Below are 22,592 nucleotides of genomic sequence, written 5' to 3' on the forward strand. Positions count from 1 at the left end.
ATGCGCTTCGAGGCCTGAACGGCGGGACGGGCCTCGACCCTTTGTGGGCCTCGCTGAACTCGGCGCCGGTGCGGCGTGCGCGCCGGTGTTGGGCGGGTCCGGTGCAGTTGTTCGGTGGGTGGGCTCAAGCCATGGCGTGGAGTCGCCGGCCGATTACTTCGACCCAGTCGACCTGTTCGAATGTGGCGAAATCTACTCGGATCGTGTCCATGACATCGCGGCCGGGTGCGAAGAGCGCGGCGCGCTTGTCGGCTTCGATGACCACGTACATACCGTGCGGGTCGGCCAGGAAGGTCACTTCGAGCTGGTTCAGGCGCGGAAAGCGCGGGGACGGGCCGAATTCGATCTCCTGGAAGAACGGCAGCGAATGCGGGATCCGGTCCACCCGGCCGACCTCCACATCGGCGTGCCGCAGGCCGAACCCCCAGGCTTCCACCGCCGCCAGCACGACGTGCTGGGGCGGCAGCGCACCCACGCCGATGGGGTCGGTATCGGTGGCGTCGAAGCCGCCGTCCACGTCCACCCGGGTACGGACGGCGACGGCGGTCCCGTGCAGATGCCGGCCGTTGTAGAAGGTGACGGGTGTTTCCCACGGAGCGAGCAGTTCGAACCGGCCTTCCAGCGGGTACCCGGGCAGCAGTTCGAACGGGCCGAACACCGGTTGCCGGGCGAAGGCCGTATCCACCAGCGCCTCGCCGTCGTCGTATTCGCGTTCGGCCCGGGTGATCAACTCCACCGCGACGCCTTTCACCCGGATCGGCCGATCGTGACAGCGCATCCGGATGATCCCGTGCACCGCCTGCCCCGGCTGCACACCGGGGGTGGACAACTCGGTCTCCACCTCGGCGGTATGCGCGCCCAGTGCGCCCAGCAAAGTCCTGAACATCGACATTCTCCCTCCGGCCCCGCCCGCACGTCTCCCGCCGCCGTGCCTGGGTCCACAGCGTAGACGTAAACCTCCGTCCGCGCGCTGCCCGGGCGGTAGGGTGGTCGAAATCCTTGAGCGCCTGTGGAATACGGCTCGATGGATGGGAGGGAGGTCGGCGTGTCCAATATCGATCAGCGGATCGGGTGGGCCGTGGACTGGCTGCACCGGGGTCAGCTCGGTGACCGCCACGGCGGCGCCGGCTGGGGGTGGGTCTCCGATGTCCCGCCGAATCCGCAGAACACCGCCGAGGCCGTGGTAGCTCTCACCGCCGCGGGCCGTCCGGTGCCGCGAGCCGACGAGGTACGTGCCCTGGTGCGACGCGATGTGGTGGACACCGAGAGCGGGGCCTGGGAATTCCGGTCCCCGATCGATCTGTCGTGGCGTCTGCGGGCGCTGACGTGCCTGGGTGTCGCACCCGCCGATCCGGCGGTGGTGGGATGTCTGCGCGCACTGCAGTCCGAACGCGACCCGCAGACCCGGGGCTGGCGGTTGTCCGGCCCGGTGGGTCCGGTATCGCTGACCGCCACCACTGCCGCGCTGCACGCGCTCGCGGATCTGGCCACCTCCGACGAATCGGTAGCCGAGGCATTGCTGCACGGCACCTCCCTCGTGGTTTCGCTACTGCTGGAGGACGATCCCCGCATTCAGCCGATGTACGCCTGCGCGCACGCGGCGCTGCTGCTGTCCCGGCCGGAAATCGCTGTGGTGGGCGGGAAGCGGGTCGACCGGGTCCGGGCGCTGACCGTGGAGCGGATGCTGGACGGACTGCGGCGGGGCGAGGCACGCGTGGAGGAGGAACCGTTCCGTCGCGGTGAGGTCGCCGACACCTGGCGGCATCTGAGCCTGCATCTCGCGGTCTGCGCGGTGGTCACCGCCGACGAGCGGACGGTTTTCGACCCCGGGGTGCGCCGCGGCCTGGTGGAACTCCTGGAACTACAGGAGACCCAGGACCTGGCGGCGGCCCGTGGCGGTTTCCGCACCTCCGCCGAAGGTTTCGTGACCTCCTACGCGACGGTGCAGGGACTGGAGGCGATGACCGCGGTGCGCCGCATGGTCAACGAGCGGGTCAACCCCGCCACGGTATTCGACATGATCTGCCGGGAACAGGGCGTGCATCCCAGGGACGCGCAGGAGGTGGTGGGGTACCAGGGAAACGTCGTACTGATGAACAACTACGCCGGTGCGATGACCCTCGCCGCGGCACTGCCCGCCGGCGTCACCATCGCGGTGCTGGCCGTGCTGTTCGCCGACGAACTCGGTGTCGTGGTGAGCCGGTCGCTGGTCGTGTGGGGAACGATGTTCGTGGCGCTGGGTACCTATACCGGGATCGCGACCCGGCTGCCGTCGGTACCCAAGGCGCGGACGGCGGCGGCGGTGTTCGCGGCGTTCACCGCGGTGATCCTGCCCGTGGTGACCTTCCTGCTGTCATGAAGAGCACCGGACGTGGCCTGAGTCTGCTGGTCGTGGCAACCAGTCTGTGGGGCGCCTCCAGTGCGGGAATCGCGGGGGTGGGCGCCGAGGGCTTCGCGGCGGCGCCGGTCGCGGCCGGCGCCGCGGTGGCCCTGCTGGCCTTCGCGGCGGTGCGCGGCACCGACCCGTGGCGGGATCTGCGCGACTCGCCCGGCCTGTTCCTGCGGCTCGGCATCCTCGAGGTGCTGAATCTCGTGTGCTACGTCGCCGCGCTGCATATCGGGCCGCTGCCGGTGGTGGTGGCGCTGCACCTCACCGCGCCGGTGCTGATGATCATCACCCGGATTGTGCGGGGTAAGCGGGCGATCACGGTCGCCGTCGCGGCGGAACTGGTGGCCGTGGGCTCGGCGATCTGGCTGGTGGCCGCGCATCGACCGGCGGAGACCGCCTGGGGATCGGCGCCGGCCGGCTGTGTCCTGGCAGTCGCCAGCGCGGCCTGCGTGGCGGGACTGATCACGCTGGTGGCGCGGGAATCGGCGGGCCGGCCCAGCAGTGCCGCGGCCGGATTGCAGTTGCTGACGGCGTCGGTGCTGGGTGCTCCGCTGCTCGGCTTCGCCGCACTCGCCGGAGCGGGACCGACGCCGGGCGAGGCACTCGCCCTCGCGGGGATCGGCGCGGTGCTCCTGGGCCCGGGATTCGCCTGCTACTGGCTGGCGCTGCGCGACCTGGACGAAGTGGTCGCGGGACTGGTGGGACTCAACGAGGCGCTGGTGGCGACGATGATCGGGGCGGCGGTCGTGGGCTCGGCTGTCACCGCCGCGACCCTGCTCGCTGGAGCTCTGGTACTCGGCGCGGTGGGACTGGAACTGGCCGGTCCCGATCGCTTTCGTGTGCCGTCTTGACGAAGGCCTGGCAGGCCGTGAAATCTTTGTCGCCGGTCTCGGTTTCGACCCCGCTGTTCACATCCACCCCGAACGGGTGCACCGCGGCGATCGCCTGCTCCACATTGTCGGCGCTCAAGCCTCCGGCCAGGATCACCGGCCGCCCCATCCGGGCGAGTTCGTGGACGATCCGGGCACTGACCGACCAGTCGTGGGTGCGGCCGGTCCCGCCCAGCCGGTCGGCGGTCCGGGAATCGAGCAGCACCGCGTCGGAGTCCGCCGCGATCTCCCGGGCCCGGGCCACCGCGTCCGCGCCGGTCACGTGAACCGCGCGCACGATGGTCCGCCCGTGCGCCGCGGCATGCACGGCCCGCAGCGTCGCGCGATCGACCAGACCGTGCACCTGGATGGTGTCCACGCCGACCCGGTCGGCCAGGTCGAGGATGGCGCCGGCCTCCTCGAGATGGGTGACCAGGACGCGGTTCACGAACGACGGAGTGGCCGCGGACAATTCCGCGGCCACCTCGGTCGTCAATGCGTCTTCACTGTAATGTGTTGTCCCGCAGATGAATCCGATGGCATCCGCGCCGGCGGTCACCACCGTTTCCAGGTCCGATCGGGACCGGATACCGCAGATTTTGGCGCGAACCGTCATCCGACCAATGGTACGCGTCGCGCTCAGCTCGCGGCGGACTCCGGAATGCGCGGCAGGTGGGAGGAAGGGCCCGAGGGGACGTTCTTCTTCAAGCTGGAGGCGTAGACGTCCACGTATTCCTGGCCCGACATCCGCATCAGCTCGTACATGACCTCGTCGGTGACCGCGCGCTCGACGAACCGGTTACCGCCCATACCCTCGTAGCGGGAGAAATCGATCGGCTTACCGAACTTCACCGTGACCTTGCGCCGCTTCCACCGGAACGGTCCGGGCGGGCTCACCTCGTCGGTGCCGATCACCGCCACCGGGATCACCGGGACTCCGGTCTCCAGGGCCAGCCGGGCCATCCCCGTCTTGCCCTTGTACAACCGGCCGTCGGGGGAGCGGGTGCCCTCCGGGTAGAGGCCGACCAGACGGCCCTCGTCGAGCAGGGCGCGCGCCGCGGTGAGCGCGTCCTCGGCGGCATCGGCACCGCTGCGGTCGATCGGGTACTGGCCGGAGGCGCTGAAGAAGAACTTCTGGAATCGCCCCTTGAGGCCAGGGGTGTTGAAGTATTCGGCCTTCGCCAGATAGCTGATCCGGCGCGGGCTCGACAGCGGGGCGAAAAGCCAATCCGCGAACGAGAGATGGTTCCCCGCCATGATGGCCGCGCCCTCGGCCGGGATGTTTTCCACGCCCTCCACCTCGGGTCGGTTGTAGAAGTGGATGAACGGACCCAGCAGCACAAACTTAAGCAGCCAGTAGAACATGACGTCCTTACTCCGAGAACCGGGATGGAATTTGGGGGATGCCTCTGCCAGCCGACTCTACCGCCGGTCGCAGATCACATCCAAGCCCCGCGAACAATGTCACTCACACTCGCCGCCGAGATTTCACCGGTGCGTTTCGGTTACGTGAACGTGCCGAGACCCTCTTCCGGGCACACCGGATGTTCGGAGCCGGTACCCCCGTCCCGTACCCCGGCGAGGAGCGCGGAGCGGGCGAGTTCGGCGGCGCCGATCATGCCCGCGGCCTCGCCCAGCTGGGTGGTCCGGATCCGGGCCAGCGGCCGATGGCCGTGGCCGGTGACCGCCGCGGCGTATTCTTCGCGGGCCTCGTCGAGGAACAGCGGCGCCGAACTGCTCACCCCACCGGCGATGACGACCAGGTCGGGGTCGAAGATATCGCCGACGAAGGCCAGGCCCAGCCCGAGCCACCGGGCGAAATCGGCCATCACCCGCACGGCGAGCGGGTCGTCGTCGTGGGCCGCGTCGGCGATACGGCGGCCGGTGACCGCGCCCGGGTCGGCGACGAGCTCCCGGGCCAGCGCCGAGGGCGCGGTTTCGGTGGCCAGCAGTTCGATAGCGGTCTCGGCGAGGGCGGTCCCGCTGCAGTACCGCTCCCAGCAGCCCCGTTTCCCGCATCCACAGTCGCGCCCGCCGGGGACCACCTGTAGATGCCCGAGTTCGGGGGCCACGCCGTAGGTGCCCCGATACAGGGTGCCGTCGAGCAGTAGCGCGGCGCCGATTCCGGTACCGATCGCCACCAGCACCACGTTGTGCCCGCCGGCGGCGGCGCCGAACCGGTATTCGGCCCACATCGCCGCGTTGGCATCGTGTTCGAGCAGGACGGGCAGGCCGAGGCGGTCGGTGAGCCGTTTCGCCACGGGCGCGTCCCGCCACGGCAGATGCGGGGCGAAACGCACGGTGGTGCGGTCCTGGGAGATGAAACCGGCGACCGCAAGTCCGACGGCGTCGAGCGTGTGCCGGTCGGCGAGTTCGCGGACCGCGCGGTCGAGCGCGGCCTCCAGCGCGACCGCCGAATGCGGGGTCGGGTACTGCACCGTGTCCAGGACCTCGCCCGCGGCGTCGACCACCGACGCGCGGATATTGGTGCCGCCGATATCGATACCGACGGTCAGCGGGGCACCGGGGCGGGAGCCGGTCACTGCTTGATGTTTACGGGTATACCGACATAACGCGCTTTTCCGGCATCCGCGGCGCGGTCGCCGGGCGGGGTCGCGGCATCGGGGCCGCCGGCCACCGCGCCGGGATCATCGGCGCCGTCGGCATCGCCGGGCACCTCGTCGGCTCCGGTCGCGGCGGAGCGGGAATCTTCGTGCGCGGTGCTGCTTTCCGGCCCGTGCCGATGCGCCACCACCGGATCCACCGGCACCCCGGCCAAGGCCTCACGCAGGACCGTGACGATCGCGGTGCCGTGCGCGGCCACCGTGGCCAGCACCTCGTGGTGTTCGCCGCGGACCAGCGCGGCCGCGGCGCAGAGCGGGCACCAGGTGCAGTTGTTCCACTCGGGTTGCCCCTCGGCCGCGGCCTCGCGCAGGATCGGTTCGACGCGTTCCAGCACGGCTTCGGCGAGCAGCCGCAGTTCGTCGGCGAATTCGGCGACGCCCTCGGGCTGGCGGTAGCGGGTTCCGGTCACTTCGGCCACTCCTGCGGGTCGGGGCGGAAACGGATCACGAGGTATCCGTTGTCCAGCTCGGCGGTGCTGACGGTGCAGCGGCGTAGGACGGGCGCCAGGCGTAGCCGGCGGCGGACGCCGTCCGCTCCCACGATCAAATCGTCCTCCACTCGTCCCAGGCGCAGTGTCGCCGGATCGGCGACCGGCAGATGGATACGCATCGCGTACACCGACTGCAACCCGGCCCCGGATTCCAGGTGCACCGCGGGCGCCGCGCGCGCGATGCCGTCTCCCGGTATCGGTGCCGAACCCGGATCGTCGCGGACCGCGCCCCCGTTGTCGCGCCGGACACCGTCGTATCCGCTCCCGGGCGGCACATCCGACTCCGCGACCACACATGACAGCGCCGCCAGCGGGCCCAGGCCCACCGGTTCGGCGCCGGTATGGCCCGCGACGAGTACCGGGACCTCCGGCATCGACCGCTGCAATCCGGAGATCACATCCCGCTGTTCGGCGCAGCGATTCAGATACCAGCGCACGGCGGGATGCTGGGGCTCCGGTCCCGGTGGCGGCACCGGGGCGAGCACCTTGTTCACCACCACCGCGTCCAGTCGCAACCCGAGCAGTGCCGTGGCCGAACGCACCCGGGCCGATTCCGCGACCGCGACCCGTTCGGCCAGGGTGACCAGCCGGGCGCTGGTGCGGTCGGAGTCGGCGAGCAGATCCCGGACCTCGCCGACCGCGGTGACGACCCGCTGTACGGTCGCCGCCAGGACGGCCCGGCGGATATCGGTACCGATCGAGCTCATCATCCGGTGATGCGGCGGCCAGACCCGGTCCAGATACCCCAGCACCGTCTCGGGCATGGTGACGATGCGCAGCATATCGGCCGTCGGCGGACAGTCCAGGACGATCGTGTCCCATTCGTCGTCGGCCACGTACTGGGCGATCTCCACCAGCATCAGCAGCTCCTGCACCCCCGGCAGGCCGGTGAGTTCGGCCGGCTCCAGGGCCGCCGGATCGAAACCGTGATCGTGACCCGGATCGGTCCGCAGCAGTTCGGTGAGCGCGCCGAAACGCTCCTCCAGCAGCGCCAGCGAATCGAGTTCGATCACCTCGAGGCCCGGGACGACCTGGGTGATCCCCGGGACGGTGCCCGGATCGTGCGCGAACCGGAAGCCCAGCGCGTCACCGAGTGAATGCGCCTGGTCGAGCGAGGCCACCAGAATCCGCTGACCTGCCCGGGCGCAACTCATGGCGCGCGCACACGCCAGTGTCGTCTTGCCGACACCGCCCTTGCCGACGAACAATTCGACCCGCGTGCGCGACCGGGCGCCGCGAGCGGGCCGGCCGCCGCCGCGGGCATCGTCTCCCGAGCGCTGCGGCCCGGTCAGCCTTCGACCCGTTTCTTCAGTTCCTTGAGCGCGGTATCGGTGATCACCTTCTCCGCCTTGCGCTTGAACATGCCGATCATCGGGATCGTCAGATCCACGGTCAGTTCGTATCGCACCTCGGTGCCGCCACCGGGCTGCTCGACGAGCTCGTAGCGGCCCTCCTGGACCTTCTGTAGTTCACCGCTCACCAGCGTCCAGCTCACGGCCAGATCGTCCGGCTGCCAGGTGTAGGACAGCACGTAGGTGTCCTTGACCACGCCCGCGTCCAGCACGAAGCGCGCGGTACGCGCCCGGCCGTCGGGCCCCGTCTCCAGGACTTCCACCGATTTGGCCGCCGATACCCACTCGGGGTAGGACGCCAGATCGGCGATAACTGACATCACCTGCCGGGCGGGTGCCGCGATGACGATCGATCTCTGGGTCCGGTCGGCCATTGGGTCTCAGGGGTTCCTTTCGGCGGTGCGGTGCGAAATCGGTCAGTTGTCGTGGGGAGCGACTCCGGCCGGGCGATCGTCCTCGAGACGGTCCTTGATCTCGAACGACATCACCTTGCCCGCCACCCGGCGAGCCCGGTTGGCGGCGGCCAGTTTGCGCGGCGGCAGCGGCTGCGGCGGCTCGGCGTGCAGAAAGTAGTGCAGGATCACGCCGTCCAGCGACGGTTCCAGCCACACCTCCATGGTGCCGGACAGCGCGCCCGACACCGACCAGCGAATTCCCTTGTCGCCGCGATCTTCACGGACGTCCAGTTCGAGATCGGGCCACCAGCGCCGCCAGTGCCCCGGCCCCGCCAGCGCAGCCGCCACCGCGGCGCCGGGAGCGGCGAGGAAGGTTTGGTCCGCGACCTGGATACTGCTCACCCGGGTGAGCGTAATAGATAGCGGAGAAGGTGCTCATCGGCGCGCTGTGTTAATGGTGCCGCCTGCGGCGGCGCCGGATCACAACAGCTGCCGGAGGCGGGCGCCGAGAGTATCCCAGCGCCATTGGCGTTCGACGAAAGCTCTTCCAGCAGAGCCCATTTCGGCGGCCACGTCGCGGTCGGCGAGGATATCGGCGATCGCGTCGGCGACGTGGTCGGCGCGGCGGCCGTCCACCACGCGCCCGGTTTTCCCGTCCAGCACCGTTTCCGGGGCACCGCCCGAGGTTCCGGCCACCACGGGGACACCGGTGGCGGAAGCCTCCAGGTAGACGATGCCGAGACCTTCCACATCGAGGCCGGCGCCGCGGGTGCGGGCGGGCATCGCGAATACGTCGGCGAGGGTGTGGTGGGCGGCCAGTTCGGCCGCGGGTACCCGGCCGGTGAACACCACGTCGTCGGCCAGGCCCAGGGCGTCGGCGAAACCGCGCAACCGGTCTTCGTAGGGGCCGCTGCCGGCGATCACCAGGACGGCGCCCGGGATGCGTTCCTTGATCCGGTGCATGGCGACCAGCAGTACGTCCTGACCTTTGCGCGGGACCAGCCGGGACAGGCAGAGCACCGTGGGCCGGTCGCCGAGACCGTAGCGTTTCCGCAGTTCGGCGCGGGCGGCCGGATCGGGACGGAAGGTTTCGGTGTCCACGCCGGGCGGCAGGTATTCGAGGGCGGCGTCGGGTCCGAACGCGGCGGCGAACCGGCGGCGCGTGTATTTGCTGACATAGGTGACGACATCGGTGTGGTCCCCGATGACCCGGAGCGCCTGCCGGGCGGCCGGCAGCATCGACCAGCCGACCTCGTGGCCGTGGGTGCTGGCCAGGATGCGGTGGGCGCCGGCGCGCCGCAGCGGCGCGGCGAGCAGGGCCAGTGGCGCGGCCGCGCCGAACCATACGGATTCGCAGCCCTCGGCGCGCAGTACCTTCCGGGCGCGGCGCAGCACCGCGGGGGTGGGCAGCATGAGGGTGGTGGGGTGGCGAACGACCTGGAAGGGCTGGTTCGCGTCGAAGCGGGTGTGGCTGTCCCCGCGCCACCGAGGTGCGTAGACGACCAGATCGTCCGGAGGCAGCTGCCCGGCCAGCGCCTGCAGATACGACTGGATACCTCCCGGCCGTGGCGGGAAATCATTGGTAACCAGCAGAGTTCGAGCCATACGACCCACAGTATTGGCGTGCTGTCGGCCCGGTCGCTCCGGGTCTCAGTAGCGCCGGGCGGAGTGATAGGGCGTGGAATCCATCGGGGCCACGGCCACCGGGACGCCGAATGTCGACGCGTGCAGCATGAGGCCGTTTCCCGCGTAGATGCCGACGTGGGAGATATCGTCGTAGAAGAAGACGACATCGCCGGGTTGCAGTTCGTCGCGGCCCACGGGGGTGCCGTAGGCGGCCTGCGCCGAACTGGTGCGCGGCACCTCCTTGCCGACCTGCCTGAACGCCCACTGCACCAGGCCGGAGCAGTCGAACTGGTCGGGTCCGGTGGCGCCCCAGACATAGGGGTCGCCGACACGGGTGAGTCCGGCGGCCAGGGCGCTGGTGCCGCTGCCGGGTACCAGATCGCGCAGCAGGCTGTCGCGGTCGAATCCGGGTGGGAAGGGGGAACCGGCCAGCGCGGTCCGGTCCGCGGTCGACAAACCGCCCCAGATTTCGATGACCCGTGCCACCGCGTTCTGCAGATCGGTCTGTTTGCGCCCGACGTCGTCACGCACGGTGTTCGCCTGATCGGTGGCGGCGCGGGCGGTGTCGGCGGCGGCGCGGGCCGCGGATTGGGCGGCGGTCGCGGCGTCGGTGGCGCGTTTGTACTGCTTCAACTGATCGGAGGTCTGGGTGGCGACCACGTCCAGCGTGGACATCTGGTCCAGCAACTGCTGCGGGGAGTCGCTGACCAGTACCGAGAACAACCGGTTGGTACGCGCACCCTGGTAGGCCGCGATGGCGGTGCGGTCGATCATCGGCCGATAGCGGGCCACCTCGTTGCGCGCGGCGTCGACCGCGGCGCCGGCCGCGGCGACCTTGGCGTCGGCGTCGCGCTGGACGGCCAGTTTCGCGTCGAGGTCGGCCTGTGCGGTGAGGGCCTGCTGATTGAGCTGTTCGGCCTGCCGGGACAGGTCGATCATCTGCTGGACGGCTTCGCTCGCGGAGGTCGGCGCGGGGGCCGGGTCGGCTCCGGCCGGACCGCCACCGTAGAGGGCCGCCGCCAGGAGGCCGGCCGCCAGAGCGGTACGTGCGGGATGCCGGTCTCGTCTGTGGCCGGGTCCGCGACGCCGATCCCGCCGACGTCGTTGCCGCTGTTCGTGTCCTGCCACAGCCTGCCGTGCCCCGCTCTCCGTATGACGCTCTGTGCGACGTAGCCCGTAAAGGTCTCGATTAGATTACGGACGGGCCCGCGGGGTGTCCAGTACGACCCGGCACAGTCGTCCGGCCGGCGGCCGGAACCGGGAAGGTCGCGCCGGAGACCCCGGGGCTGCCGCTCAGTAGCGCCGCGCGCCGGCGACCGGCATGGACGAAATGGGCGCGACCGCGACCGGGGAGCCGGCGGTGGAGGCGTGCACGACATTGCCGTCGCCCGCGTACAGGCCGGAATGCCCGCCGCCGTAGAACGACACCACGTCGCCGGGCTGCAGGTCGTTCATGGAAACCGGCGAGCCGGAGGCGAGCTGCGCGTCGCTGGTGCGCGGTAGTTCGCGCCCGGCCTGTCTGTAGGACCACTGCACGAGACCGGAGCAGTCGAAGGCGTTCGGGCCGGCCGCACCGTAGACGTAGGGGGCGCCGACCTTCGAGAGCGCGGCGTCCAGCGCCAGCCGGCCCGCGGTCTTGGTGGGGGTGACGAAGGGCGGTGCGACGGCGGCGCCGGGCGCCTGCACGCCGGGGATGCCCGCCGGGAGCGGGATCTCGTTGGGCACCTCGAAGGTGCCGAAGCCGTCGATGGTCACCGGCTGGGCGGCGGCCGGGGCGGCGGGGAGCAGGAATGCGCCCAGGGTGGCAGCGCCGACGGCTCCGGTTACGGCTACGCGCCGTGCCTGTCGCTTGACGGTGTTGAACGCCATGATGCGGTCCTTCCGATTTCCCCGCCCGGTCGCACCGCCGGTGGTGCGCCGAACTCCGCGAGGTCTCGAAAAGATTACGAACAGATCACGGTGGTTTGTAAAGCCCCTGGGCTCGATAAACGTGCGACCCGCAGCTTTCCCTGGGCAAATTGTGCGAGCGAAATCACAGGGCCCCGGCGAATTGCGCGGAGGTTACGTAGGGATACGGCAGGGGTGTGTGGACCTCTCCCGTCGACGGGGTGACGGCGGCGCGGTCGATCGTTTTTCCCAGTTCGAGCGGGAGGATGTCTGTGCCGGGACGGTGGCCGCGCTGGGACGCCCGTTCCGGTTTGCTCTGCCGCGACCTCTCTGTTTTGGATTACTCGACCATTTTGGTCCGAATAGGGCAATTGCATAGCAAACAAACATTGAATGTGAACTGGCGCACATTTACGTGGTGAGCGGTGCGTGGAGGGGGAATACGGACAGATTCGATGCCCCTCTGAAGATCACCGACAACGATTCGATATCCCGAACCTGTCGTAGCCGCCCGGTAGCCTGCCGCCGTGTCCGAACCCGCCCCGCTGCCTGCCCGGCAATTGGCGTTCGACCAGCTCGACACTCCGCTCTACGACACGACCTTCGTGGTGGTGGACCTGGAAACCACCGGCACCAGTCCGGCCGACGACGCGATCACCGAGATCGGCGCGGTCAAAGTACGCGGAGGCGAAGTGCTCGGCGAATTCGCGACCCTGGTCGATCCCGGCCGATCCATACCGCCGGCAGTCGTGCAGGTCACCGGCATCACCACCGCGATGGTGCGGGCCGCGCCACCTATCGACGCGGTCCTGCCCGGATTCCTCGAGTTCGCCGCCGGAGCGGTCCTCGTCGCGCACAACGCCCGCTTCGATATGGGCTTCCTCAAAGCCGCCGCCGCCCGCTGCGACACCCCGTGGCCGCGCGCCCAGGTGGTGTGCACGGTCCGGCTCGCGCGGCGGGTGCTCGGCCGCGACGAGGCGCCGTCGGTCCGGCTCGGGGTGCTGGCCCAGGTGCTCGGCGCGAGCACGACCCCGACCCATCGCGCGCTCGACGACGCCCGCGCCACCGTGGATGTCCTGCACGCGCTGATCGGCAGGGTGGGGAACCAGGGGGTACACAGCCTCACCGAACTGATCGACTATCTGCCCGAGGTCACCGCCGGGCAGCGGGCCAAACGTGCCCTCGCCGTCGACCTGCCCGCCGCGCCCGGTGTCTACCTGTTCCGCGGACCGTCGGATGAAGTCCTCTATATAGGCACGGCGGTGAATCTGCGCCGCCGGGTACGCAGCTATTTCACCGGCTCGGAGACCCGCGGCCGGATTCGGGAGATGGTGCGGCTGGCCACCCGGGTCGACCATGTGGTGTGCGCGCACGGGCTGGAAGCCGGTGTGCGGGAGCTGCGGCTGCTCGCCGCCCATGCCCCGCCCTACAACCGGCGGTCCAAATTCCCGAAGCGCGCCTGGTGGATCGCGCTCACTGCCGAGGCCTTCCCGCGGCCGACCCTGGTGCGTGACCCCTGTGGTCCGGCGGTGGGACCGTTCCACGCCCGCGCCGCGGCCGCCGAGATCGCCGCCACGCTGGCCGAGTGCTGCGGTCTGCGCACCTGCACCACCCGCCTGTCCCGGACGGCCCTGCACACCTGTGCGCCGGAGGCCGTCGGCGGTTGCCCGGCCGCGGCGCCCGCGCCGCGGGCCGCGGCGGCCTACGCGGCTGCCCCCGCGGCCGCGCGCGCCCTGTTCACCGGAGCCGACGATGCCGCGGTCCATGCCCTGCTGGTCCGGATCGAGGACTACGCGGCGAACGAGCAGTACGAATCCGCGGCCCGGCTGCGGGACCGGACCGCGGCCCTCATCCGCGCGCTGCGCCGCACCCAGCGGCTGGCCGCGGTGGCCCGGCCAGCCGAACTGATCGCCGCGCATCCCGACGGTGCCGGCGGCTGGGAATTCGCCGTCGTCCGGCACGGCCGCCTCGCCGGGGCGGCCACGGCCGCGCGCGGCGTCCCGCCGATGCCGGTGGTCGAGCAGCTCGTCGCCGCCGCGCAGACCGTGCGCCTCCCCGGGCCGGAGCCCGGGGAGCCGGCCACGGACGAATTGCCCCTCACCAGCGCCGATCTCCGGCTACCGCCCCTGCTGGGCGCGTCCCCGGACGAGGTCGCGGTGATCGCGCGCTGGCTCGATCGCCCCGGCGTGCGGATCGTGCGCACCACCGACGGTTACGCCGAACCCGCCCGCGGCGCGGGCCGCTGGATCGGCTGGGCCGAGGCCGCCGACGCCGCCGCGGACGCGGCCCGCGCCGCCGAGTCCTACGACGAACAGCGCGGCTGACCGGTCGACGCCATGCTTAGGCTGTTCCCATGATTACCGCCATCGTTCTGATCCAGGCCGACAACGGGCGCATACCCGAGACCGCGCAGGCGGTGGCCGATACCGAGGGCGTGACCGAGGTGTACTCGTGTGCCGGCGACGTCGATCTGATCGCGCTGGTGCGGGTCCGCGACCACGAGGAGGTGGCCGAGGTGGTCACCGCGCGGATCGACAAGGTCGCCGGCGTCCAGCGCACGGTCACGCATATCGCGTTCAAATCGTATTCGCGCGCCGATATCGAGGCCGGTTTCTCGATCGGCGAGTGAGCCGGGCGGCTCAGTCGTCGCCGAGGGTCCGGGTGAGCGCCGCCCAGCGGTCCAGCAGGGCAGCAGCCGCCCCGCTGTCGATCGCGGTGGCCGCTCGTTCGATCCCGGCCATCAGATGATCGTCGAGTTCGGCGCCGGTGTCCGCACCGCGGGACAGGTCGTAGGCGGTGATGGCGGCGGCGGAGTTCACCAGGACCGCGTCGCGTACCGCGCCCGGATTGCCCGCCAGCACGTCGCGGGCCACCCCCGCGTTCACCTCGGCGTCGCCACCGCGCAGCTCGTCCAGGTGGACCCGGGGCATCCCGAGCCGGGCCGGATCGATCACGGCTTCCCGGAGCACCCCGTCGGCGACCACGAAGACATCGGTGACATCGGAGGTGGTGATCTCGTCCAGGCCGTCCCGGCCGCGCACCACCAGCGCACCGGCGCCCCGCTCGGCGAACACTCCGGCGATGGTCGCCAGGAGGTCCGGGAACGCGCATCCCACCAGGCCGGCGCGCGGTTGGGCGGGATTGGTGAGCGGGCCCAGCACATTGAAGACGGTCGGGATCCCGATCTGTTTCCGTGCCGGGCCGGCGAAACGCAGACCGGAGTGGAACAGCGGCGCGAAACAGAATCCGATACCGACCTCGCGCACACAGCGTGCCACCGACTCGGGTCCCAGGGTCAGCTTCACCCCGAGGGCCTCGAGCACATCGGCGCCGCCGCTCTTGGAGGACGCGGCCCGGTTACCGTGCTTGACGACCGGCACCCCGGCCGCCGCGACCACGATCGAGGACATGGTCGAGATGTTCACCGAGCCGGAGCGGTCGCCACCGGTACCGACGATGTCCACCGCGTCACCGTCGATCTTCACCAGTCGCGCGTGCCCGAGCATGCCGTGGGCCATACCGGCCAGCTCGGCGGGGGTCGGGCCCTTGATCTTCATCGCCACCCCGAACGCGGCGATCTGCGCCGCGGTGGAGTTGTCGGTGAAGATCTCGTCGATCACCCAGGTCGTATCGTCCGCGGTGAGGTCCTGTCCGTCGGCGAGCGCCCCGAGCATCTGGGGCCAGCTGCGCACGCTCATCTCAATCTCCTCGTCGCACCGATATCTGTGACCGAACGGTTGTGCACACCCTAAACCGCCTACCGCCGGGCGCACCGCACGACGTCATCGGCGCTGCTGGCGGGGCCTGCGCGACGGGGGAGCGGCCGACACGCCGAACTGTCCCGAGAGACACACGGGGCCGGTCGATCACGACACGGATGATCGAGTTTGGAACCCGACTTCGACTGTCGTACTACGAAGAGTCATACTTACCCCCGTGACGACCGCAGTAGGTACCTCAGGATCGGCCATAACTCAGCGTGTGCATTCGCTGAACCGGCCCAACATGGTCAGCGTCGGTACCATCATCTGGCTGTCCAGCGAGCTGATGTTCTTCGCCGGCCTCTTCGCTATGTACTTCGTCGCGCGAAGTCAGGCGCCCGAGTGGCCGATGCCGCCGACCGAGCTGAACATGGCGCTGGCCATTCCGGTCACCGCCGTGCTGATCGCCTCCTCGTTCACCTGCCAGATGGGCGTGTTCGCGGCCGAACGCGGTGACGTGTTCGGGCTGCGCCGCTGGTATGTCGTCACGTTCCTCATGGGCGCGTTCTTCGTATGCGGTCAGGGCTACGAGTACTACCACCTGGTGGCGGAGGGCACCTCGATCTCCGGCAGCTCCTACGGATCGGTGTTCTACATCACCACCGGGTTCCACGGCCTGCACGTCATCGGCGGTCTGATCGCGTTCCTGTTCCTGCTCGCGCGCACCGCGATGAGCAAGTTCACACCTGCGCAGGCCACCGCCGCGATCGTCGTCTCGTACTACTGGCACTTCGTCGACATCGTGTGGATCGGGCTCTTCGCCACGATCTACTTCGTCCGGTGACGCCGACCTGCACCCGAGCGTCGGCGCCGGAGGAGGTAGCGCAGCGTGACGACGCAGGCGTAGCGCGGGTGCACACGTCAACAGCCCACCAGGTTCCGTCTACTCCAAAGGGACACAGATGAGTTCATCGCCCCCGACAGCGCCAGCGCCCGCCAGCGGTGGGCACGGCGAGGCCAGCAAAAAGCGCAGGCAGCGCCGCGTCCGTCGACGGATAGCGGGTGGCCTCGCGCTCATGGTGGGTCTCGTCGGAGCCGGTTTCCTCGCCTCGGCGCTCACCCCCGAGCCGCAGGTGGCCACGGCGAACGAGGATTCGGTGGCGCTGATCCGTGAGGGTCAGCAGCTGTACGAGACCTCCTGCGTCACCTGCCACGGCGCCAACCTGCAAGGTGTGGCCGACCGCGGTCCCGGCCTGATCGGTGTCGGCGAGGCGGCCGTGTACTTCCAGGTGTCCACCGGGCGTATGCCGATGACTCGTAACGAAGCGCAGGCCGAGCGCAAACCCGCGAAGTTCGACGCGCACCAGACCGACGCCCTGGGCGCCTATGTGGCGGCCAACGGCGGCGGCCCGACGGTGCTGCGCGACGCCAACGGTGAGATCGCGCAGGAATCGTTGCGTGGTGCGGATATCGGTCGCGGTAGCGAGCTGTTCCGCATGAACTGCGCGTCCTGCCACAACTTCACCGGCCGTGGTGGCGCGTTGTCCTCGGGCAAGTTCGCCCCGCCGCTGGAGCCGGCCACCGAGGCGCAGATCTGGACCGCCATGGTCACCGGCCCCCAGAACATGCCGAAATTCTCCGACCGGCAGCTGTCGCCGGAGGAGAAGCGCGACATCATCGCCTACGTCAAGGACTCGGCCGAGGCGAAGCCGCCGGGCGGCTGGGGCCTGGGCGGTTTCGGTCCCGCCACCGAAGCGCTGGCCATGTGGACCCTCGGCATCGTGGCCGTGGTCGGTGCGGCGATCTGGATCGGATCGAGGACCTAAGCCATGAGTGAAGAACAGGAGCGAAACGAGATGGGTCGCCTGGACAAAGATTCCCCGGCCGCGACCCCGGCGGAACCGACCGAGGCCGAACTGGACGCGATGTCGCGGGAAGAGCTGGTAGCCCTCGGCACCGCCCGCGACGGCGTGGAGGTCGCCTACCGCCGGGAACGCTGGCCGGTGCCGGGCACCCGGGCCGAGAAACGTGCCGAACGGCAGGTCGCGCTGTGGTTCGCGATCTCCGGTCTGGCCGCGGCCGCCCTGGTGGGTGTCTTCTTGTTCTGGCCCTGGCACTACAAGGGCAAGGAAGACGACGGGCACGGCCTGTACTCGCTCACCACTCCGCTCTACGGCCTGACCTTCGGTATCTCGATCCTGGCCATCGGTATCGCCGTGGTGCTGATCCGGAAGAAGTTCATTCCCGCGGAACTGTCGGTCCAGGACCGGCACGACGGCAAGTCCAGCGAGGTCGACCGGCGGACGCTGGCGGCCGAACTGAGCGACGCCCTCGACACCTCCACTCTGGGCCGCCGCAAGCTCATCACCCGGACCGCCGGCGCCGGCGTCGGCATCCTCGGCATCGGCGCGCTGCTGGTGTTCGTGGGCGGCATGGTGAAGAACCCGTGGGCACAGCGCGAGAAGTCGCCGCTGTGGGTGTCGGGGTGGACCCCGGACTACCCGGGCGAAACCGTCTACATCCGTCGCGATACCGGCCGTCCGCAGGACATCGTGCTGGTGCGTCCCGAGGATCTGGACGCGGGCGCCATGGAGACGGTCTTCCCGTGGAAGGAATCCTGGCGCGGCGACGAGCACGCCACCCTGCAGTCGCTGCGCGGCATCCGCAACGCCGTGATGCTCATCCGGCTGCGCACCGAGGACGCGAAGAACGCGATCAAACGTAAGGGTCAGGAGAGCTTCAACTTCGGCGACTACTTCGCCTACTCGAAGATCTGCACCCACCTCGGCTGCCCGACCTCGCTGTTCGAACAGCAGACCAACCGGATCCTGTGCCCCTGCCATCAGTCGCAGTTCTCCGCGACCGAATGGGGCAAGCCGATCTTCGGTCCTGCTGCCCGAGCGCTGCCGCAGTTGCCGATCACCGTAAACTCAGAGGGGTACCTGGTCGCCAACGGTGACTTCATCGAACCCCTCGGCCCGGCCTTCTGGGAGCGTCGATCATGAGTGCTGGAGAGGCTGTCGGCCGCAAACTTGCGGCACAAGCCAACGAAGTGGACGAGCGCTACCGCGCCGCCGCCTTCATGAAGCGATCGATCAACAAGGTGTTCCCCACCCATTGGTCGTTCCTGCTGGGTGAGATCGCGCTGTACGCGTTCATCATCCTGCTGCTGTCGGGTGTGTACCTGACGCTGTACTTCGACCCGTCGATGGCGCACGTCACCTACGACGGCGCCTACCAGCCGCTGCGCGGTGTCGGCATGTCGCGGGCCTACGAGACCGCCCTCAACATCTCCTTCGAGGTGCGCGGCGGTCTGTTCGTCCGGCAGGTGCACCACTGGGCGGCGCTGCTGTTCGCGGCCTCGATCATCATCCACCTGTTCCGCATCTTCTTCACCGGCGCGTTCCGCAAACCGCGCGAGGCGAACTGGGTGATCGGCTCGCTGCTGCTGATCATGGCGATGTTCGAGGGCTTCTTCGGCTACTCGCTGCCCGACGACCTGCTGTCGGGCACCGGTCTGCGCGCCGCGTTCTCCGGTATCACCATCGGTGTCCCGGTGGTCGGCACCTGGCTGCACTGGCTGATGTTCGGCGGCGACTTCCCCGGCGAGATCATCATCCCGCGCCTCTACATCGCGCATGTGCTGCTGTTCCCGGGCATCATGCTGGCGCTCATCGCGGCGCACGTGGCCATCGTCTGGTACCAGAAGCACACCCAGTTCCCGGGGCCGGGCCGCACCGAGAACAACGTGGTCGGTGCCCGTATCGTCCCGGTGTTCGCCGCCGACCAGGGCGCGTTCTTCGCGTTCACCCTCGGCTTCGTGGCGATCATGGGCGGTGTGCTGCAGATCAACCCGATCTGGAACCTGGGCCCGTACAACCCGTCGCAGGTCTCGGCCGGTTCCCAGCCCGACTTCTACATGATGTGGACCGACGGCCTGGCTCGTCTGATGCCGCCGTGGGAGCTGTACCTGGGCCGCTACACCGTGCCCGCGGTGTTCTGGGTCGCGTTGATCATGGGCCTGGTGTTCGTGGTGCTGATCGCCTACCCCTGGATCGAGAAGAGGCTGACCGGCGATACGGCGCGGCACAATCTGCTGCAGCGTCCGCGGGACGTCCCGGTCCGCACCGCCATCGGTGCGATGGCCATCGCCTTCTACGTGGTGCTCACGCTGTCCTGCGTCAACGACATCCTGGCGCTCAAGTTCGATATCTCGTTGAACGCGACCACCTGGATCGGTCGTATCGGCCTGCTCGTCGCGCCGCCGGTGGCGTACTTCATCGCCTACCGGTTCTGCATCGGCCTGCAGCGCAGCGACCGCGCGGTCCTCGAGCACGGCATCGAGACCGGCGTGATCAAGCGCCTGCCGCACGGTGAGTACATCGAGGTGCACCAGCCGCTGGGCCCGGTGGACTCGCACGGCCACCCGCTCCCGCTGGAATACCAGGGCGCCGTGGTGCCCAAGAAGATGAACCAGCTGGGTTCGTCCGGTCGGCCGGGTACCGGCAGCTTCCTGCGGCCCGACCCGCGCGGGGAGAGCGAACAGCATTTCGCGAACGAGCTGGAAGAAGAGCACCGGCAGATCTCCGTACTCAAACGAGTACAGGAGGACGCCCGCTCCAACGGCAGCAACGGGCAGCACGGGCACTGACCCGTACCGCACCGCACACAGGCCCCCTGGAAACAGGGGGCCTGTGTTGTTTCCGGAGCCGGGCCGGCTCGGCCGGGCGCTACCGTGCGAGCCGGCGAGCTGCCTCGATGGCCTCGAATTTGGCGAGATTGTGCCGGGCGTCGGCCAGCGCGTCGTGGGCGTCCCGCGGCGGCGGCGGCAGTTCCGGCCGGCCGTGCGCCTCCCAGTGCTGGCGTAACTCGTTGGTGTAGCGGGGCAGCGCCGAGGGCAGATCCACCATCGACCCCCACAGCTGGCACAGCACCACATGGTCGTAGGCGGCAACCCACGCCCACAACTCCGGCGCCACGGTCGGACGCGGAATCAGGAAACGGTACAGATCCTCGCGGATCTGCTCTCTGGTCCGCCACAGCGGAGAAGTCCGCGGCGGCAGCTTCGGCAGCACATATCTGCTGACCCAGGGCCCCGCGCGGCCGGCGTCGAACTCCGAGGACACCGCGTAGAACTCACGCCCGTCCTCACAGACGAACGCGATCGACACCAGATCGATCACATGGCCGTCCTCGATGAACTCCGCATCGTAGAAATATCTCAAAAGGTGGGTTCCCATCGGCTGCGAACAAGTGATGTGAGCCTACCCAGGCCGGTCGAGGGGCCGGTCCCGCGCAGCCTCCGCCCGCTCCGGACGGCCGGTCGCCGCCGCGCGGTCGCCAGGGCCGCGACCAGCCCTGCCGGAGGCGGGGCGATAAACCCGGCAACGTATCCTGGAAGAGTGAACTGGACCGTCGACGTTCCCATCGACCGTTTGCCCGAGCTTCCGCCGTTGCCCAGTGACCTGCGAAAACAGCTCGACGACGCGCTCTCGCGCCCCGCGTTGCAGCAGCCGTCCTGGGACCCGGAGCAGGCGGCGAACATGCGCACGGTGCTGGAGAGCGTGCCGCCGATCTGCATCCCCGCGGAGGTCGACGAGCTGCGGAAAGGGCTCGCCGAGGTAGCGCGCGGTGAGGCATTTCTCATGCAGGGCGGCGACTGCGCGGAAACGTTCGCCGACAACACCGAGCCGCATATCCGCGGCAATATCCGCACCCTGCTGCAGATGGCGGTGGTGCTCACGTACGGGGCCAGCCTGCCGGTGGTCAAGGTCGCGCGGATCGCGGGGCAGTACGCCAAACCCCGATCCTCCGATACCGACGCCCTCGGTTTGAGGTCCTACCGCGGCGATATGGTCAACTCCCTGGTCGCCGATGCGGCCGTCCGGGAACACGACCCTTCCCGCCTCGTGCGCGCCTATGCGAACGCCAGTGCCGCGATGAACCTGGTCCGGGCGTTGACCAACGCCGGCATGGCCGATCTGCACAAGGTGCACGACTGGAACCGGGATTTCGTCGCACAGTCCCCGGCCGGTGCGCGCTACGAGGCGCTCGCCGGCGAGATCGATCGCGGTCTGCGATTCATGACCGCCTGCCGGGTCACCGACCCCAGTCTGCAGTCGGCCCGGATCTATGCCTCCCATGAAGCCCTGGTCCTGGACTACGAGCGCGCCATGCTGCGGCTCGCGCACAACTCGGCCGGTGACCCGGCCCTCTACGATCTCTCCGCGCATTTCCTGTGGATCGGGGAGCGCACCCGCCAATTGGACGGCGCGCATATCGCCTTCGCCGAGCTGCTGTCCAACCCGATCGGCGTGAAGATCGGGCCGAGCACCACCCCGGAACAGGCGGTGGAGTATGTGGAACGGCTCGACCCGAACAATGAGCCCGGCCGGCTGACTCTGGTCTCCCGAATGGGCAATACGAAGGTCCGCGAGATCCTCCCGGCGATCGTGCAGAAGGTCCAGTCGACCGGCCACCAGGTGATCTGGCAGTGCGACCCGATGCACGGCAACACCCACGAATCCTCGACCGGTTTCAAGACCCGGCACTTCGACCGCATCGTCGACGAGGTACAGGGTTTCTTCGAGGTCCACCACGCACTCGGCACCCATCCCGGTGGCCTGCACATCGAACTGACCGGCGAGGACGTGACGGAATGCCTGGGCGGGGCCCAGGACATCTCCGACCTCGACCTGTCCGGGCGGTACGAGACGGCCTGCGATCCGCGGTTGAACACTCAGCAGTCGCTGGAGCTGTCCTTCCTGGTCGCGGAGATGTTGCGGTAGGTAGCTCTCGGACGGTCTCGAGCCGGAACAGGTCGGGTGGTGGGACTGCCGCGATACCGGTTCGCCCGTGAAGCATCGGTATGAGGTGCGGCCCGTCCCGCCTCGTGTATCCCTGCGCCGACCTGTGTCACCTCTTCACCAGCGAGCTCCGTCTCGCACCTGTGTCAAGGTTTGCTCCTGGAGATGTGGCGTGGGCTTTGCGGTAGAGGCGAGAGCGTGGGCTTCCTCGGGATGGCGAGAGCGTGGGCTTGCTCGGGATGGCGAGAGCGTGGGCTTGCTCGGTATGGCGAGAGCGTGGGCTTGATCGGTATGGCGAGAGCGTGGGCTTGCTCGGGATGGTGGGGGACGTGGGCTTGATCGTGAAGGTGCTGTGTTTTTTGGCGCCGCCTGCGGCGGCGCGGGGTTGAGGCCCCCCTTGGTCTCGCCGTTTCGGCCTCGAGACTCGCGCCTGCGGCGCATGCACTTCGAGG

General features: G+C 69.3%; 22 protein-coding genes. 9 read left to right on the top strand and 13 right to left on the bottom strand.

The annotated features are described in order from the left end of the window. Positions 1 to 124: 124 nt before the first annotated feature. Positions 125 to 886: a sporulation protein gene (locus tag ACLML9_RS18085; protein WP_411946631.1), complete on the bottom strand. Its 762-nt coding sequence runs from the start codon at positions 884 to 886 to the stop codon at positions 125 to 127. A 159-nt stretch (positions 887 to 1,045) separates the two neighbouring features. On the opposite strand from ACLML9_RS18085, the gene ACLML9_RS18090 reads away from it, so the two are divergent. Together ACLML9_RS18090 and ACLML9_RS18095 are read left to right on the top strand one after the other, a co-directional pair. Further along, complete coding sequence (locus ACLML9_RS18090) at positions 1,046 to 2,359, top strand: hypothetical protein (protein WP_411946632.1); 1,314 nt, start codon at positions 1,046 to 1,048, stop codon at positions 2,357 to 2,359. Beyond that, positions 2,356 to 3,240, top strand: a complete 885-nt coding sequence (locus tag ACLML9_RS18095) for a hypothetical protein (RefSeq protein WP_411946633.1) — start codon at positions 2,356 to 2,358, stop codon at positions 3,238 to 3,240. The genes ACLML9_RS18090 and ACLML9_RS18095 overlap by 4 nt, the downstream gene beginning before the upstream one ends. Here ACLML9_RS18095 and ACLML9_RS18100 read toward each other — a convergent pair. From ACLML9_RS18100 to ACLML9_RS18145, 10 genes are all read right to left on the bottom strand, one after another. Then, positions 3,149 to 3,874, bottom strand: a complete 726-nt coding sequence (locus ACLML9_RS18100) for a phosphoribosylanthranilate isomerase (protein ID WP_411946634.1) — start codon at positions 3,872 to 3,874, stop codon at positions 3,149 to 3,151. The two genes, ACLML9_RS18095 and ACLML9_RS18100, sit on opposite strands and share 92 nt — an antisense overlap. A gap of 23 nt (positions 3,875 to 3,897) precedes the next feature. Beyond that, entirely contained in the window at positions 3,898 to 4,623 is a 726-nt protein-coding gene (locus ACLML9_RS18105; protein WP_411946635.1) for a lysophospholipid acyltransferase family protein, read from the bottom strand. Positions 4,624 to 4,763: 140 nt separating this feature from the next. Further along, entirely contained in the window at positions 4,764 to 5,801 is a 1,038-nt protein-coding gene (locus tag ACLML9_RS18110) for an ROK family protein (protein WP_411946636.1), read from the bottom strand. Then, positions 5,798 to 6,292: a hypothetical protein gene (locus ACLML9_RS18115; RefSeq protein WP_411946637.1), complete on the bottom strand. Its 495-nt coding sequence runs from the start codon at positions 6,290 to 6,292 to the stop codon at positions 5,798 to 5,800. Before ACLML9_RS18115 ends, ACLML9_RS18110 begins: the two co-directional genes overlap by 4 nt. Further along, the gene (locus ACLML9_RS18120; protein WP_411946638.1) at positions 6,289 to 7,581 is read right to left on the bottom strand and encodes an ArsA family ATPase; all 1,293 of its coding nucleotides are present in this window, start codon (positions 7,579 to 7,581) and stop codon (positions 6,289 to 6,291) included. The genes ACLML9_RS18115 and ACLML9_RS18120 overlap by 4 nt, the downstream gene beginning before the upstream one ends. Positions 7,582 to 7,661: 80 nt before the next feature. Next, complete coding sequence (locus ACLML9_RS18125; protein WP_357049127.1) at positions 7,662 to 8,099, bottom strand: SRPBCC family protein; 438 nt, start codon at positions 8,097 to 8,099, stop codon at positions 7,662 to 7,664. Positions 8,100 to 8,141: 42 nt separating this feature from the next. Next, entirely contained in the window at positions 8,142 to 8,522 is a 381-nt protein-coding gene (locus ACLML9_RS18130; RefSeq protein ID WP_063061647.1) for a hypothetical protein, read from the bottom strand. 78 nt (positions 8,523 to 8,600) lie between these two features. Further along, a complete protein-coding gene (locus ACLML9_RS18135) occupies positions 8,601 to 9,725 on the bottom strand; it encodes a glycosyltransferase family 4 protein (RefSeq protein ID WP_411946639.1) in 1,125 nt (374 codons plus the stop codon). 45 nt (positions 9,726 to 9,770) lie between these two features. Continuing rightward, positions 9,771 to 10,784: an NlpC/P60 family protein gene (locus ACLML9_RS18140; protein ID WP_411946646.1), complete on the bottom strand. Its 1,014-nt coding sequence runs from the start codon at positions 10,782 to 10,784 to the stop codon at positions 9,771 to 9,773. 255 nt (positions 10,785 to 11,039) lie between these two features. Then, positions 11,040 to 11,615 carry a C40 family peptidase gene (locus ACLML9_RS18145; RefSeq protein ID WP_411946640.1) on the bottom strand — a complete coding sequence of 192 codons (576 nt, stop codon included), beginning with the start codon at positions 11,613 to 11,615 and terminating at the stop codon, positions 11,040 to 11,042. Between the two features lie 545 nt (positions 11,616 to 12,160). Between ACLML9_RS18145 and ACLML9_RS18150 the strand changes: the two genes are divergently transcribed. Together ACLML9_RS18150 and ACLML9_RS18155 are read left to right on the top strand one after the other, a co-directional pair. Further along, a complete protein-coding gene (locus ACLML9_RS18150) occupies positions 12,161 to 13,957 on the top strand; it encodes a DEDD exonuclease domain-containing protein (protein ID WP_411946641.1) in 1,797 nt (598 codons plus the stop codon). A gap of 29 nt (positions 13,958 to 13,986) precedes the next feature. After that, positions 13,987 to 14,262 (top strand): Lrp/AsnC family transcriptional regulator, encoded by a 276-nt coding sequence (locus tag ACLML9_RS18155; RefSeq protein ID WP_030523878.1) that lies wholly within the window; start codon positions 13,987 to 13,989, stop codon positions 14,260 to 14,262. A 10-nt stretch (positions 14,263 to 14,272) separates the two neighbouring features. On the opposite strand, the gene trpD is transcribed toward ACLML9_RS18155, so the two are convergent. After that, positions 14,273 to 15,331, bottom strand: a complete 1,059-nt coding sequence (gene trpD / locus ACLML9_RS18160; protein WP_411946642.1) for an anthranilate phosphoribosyltransferase — start codon at positions 15,329 to 15,331, stop codon at positions 14,273 to 14,275. A 238-nt stretch (positions 15,332 to 15,569) separates the two neighbouring features. Between trpD and ACLML9_RS18165 the strand changes: the two genes are divergently transcribed. The 4 genes from ACLML9_RS18165 to ACLML9_RS18180 all read left to right on the top strand — a co-directional run bounded on the left by ACLML9_RS18165 (position 15,570) and on the right by ACLML9_RS18180 (position 19,985). Then, entirely contained in the window at positions 15,570 to 16,178 is a 609-nt protein-coding gene (locus ACLML9_RS18165) for a heme-copper oxidase subunit III (protein ID WP_411946643.1), read from the top strand. A 118-nt stretch (positions 16,179 to 16,296) separates the two neighbouring features. Further along, positions 16,297 to 17,160 (top strand): c-type cytochrome, encoded by an 864-nt coding sequence (locus ACLML9_RS18170; protein ID WP_411946644.1) that lies wholly within the window; start codon positions 16,297 to 16,299, stop codon positions 17,158 to 17,160. A gap of 30 nt (positions 17,161 to 17,190) precedes the next feature. After that, the gene (locus ACLML9_RS18175) at positions 17,191 to 18,339 is read left to right on the top strand and encodes a ubiquinol-cytochrome c reductase iron-sulfur subunit (protein ID WP_411946647.1); all 1,149 of its coding nucleotides are present in this window, start codon (positions 17,191 to 17,193) and stop codon (positions 18,337 to 18,339) included. Next, positions 18,336 to 19,985 carry a cytochrome b gene (locus ACLML9_RS18180; RefSeq protein ID WP_411946645.1) on the top strand — a complete coding sequence of 550 codons (1,650 nt, stop codon included), beginning with the start codon at positions 18,336 to 18,338 and terminating at the stop codon, positions 19,983 to 19,985. The genes ACLML9_RS18175 and ACLML9_RS18180 overlap by 4 nt, the downstream gene beginning before the upstream one ends. A 79-nt stretch (positions 19,986 to 20,064) precedes the next feature. On the opposite strand, the gene ACLML9_RS18185 is transcribed toward ACLML9_RS18180, so the two are convergent. After that, entirely contained in the window at positions 20,065 to 20,559 is a 495-nt protein-coding gene (locus tag ACLML9_RS18185; RefSeq protein ID WP_411946648.1) for a polyadenylate-specific 3'-exoribonuclease AS, read from the bottom strand. Positions 20,560 to 20,736: 177 nt separating this feature from the next. On the opposite strand from ACLML9_RS18185, the gene ACLML9_RS18190 reads away from it, so the two are divergent. Beyond that, the gene (locus tag ACLML9_RS18190; RefSeq protein ID WP_357049159.1) at positions 20,737 to 22,122 is read left to right on the top strand and encodes a class II 3-deoxy-7-phosphoheptulonate synthase; all 1,386 of its coding nucleotides are present in this window, start codon (positions 20,737 to 20,739) and stop codon (positions 22,120 to 22,122) included. Positions 22,123 to 22,592: the final 470 nt, after the last annotated feature.

This window comes from Nocardia sp. NPDC002869 (assembly GCF_046764065.1).
Lineage (GTDB): Bacteria > Actinomycetota > Actinomycetes > Mycobacteriales > Mycobacteriaceae > Nocardia > Nocardia rhamnosiphila.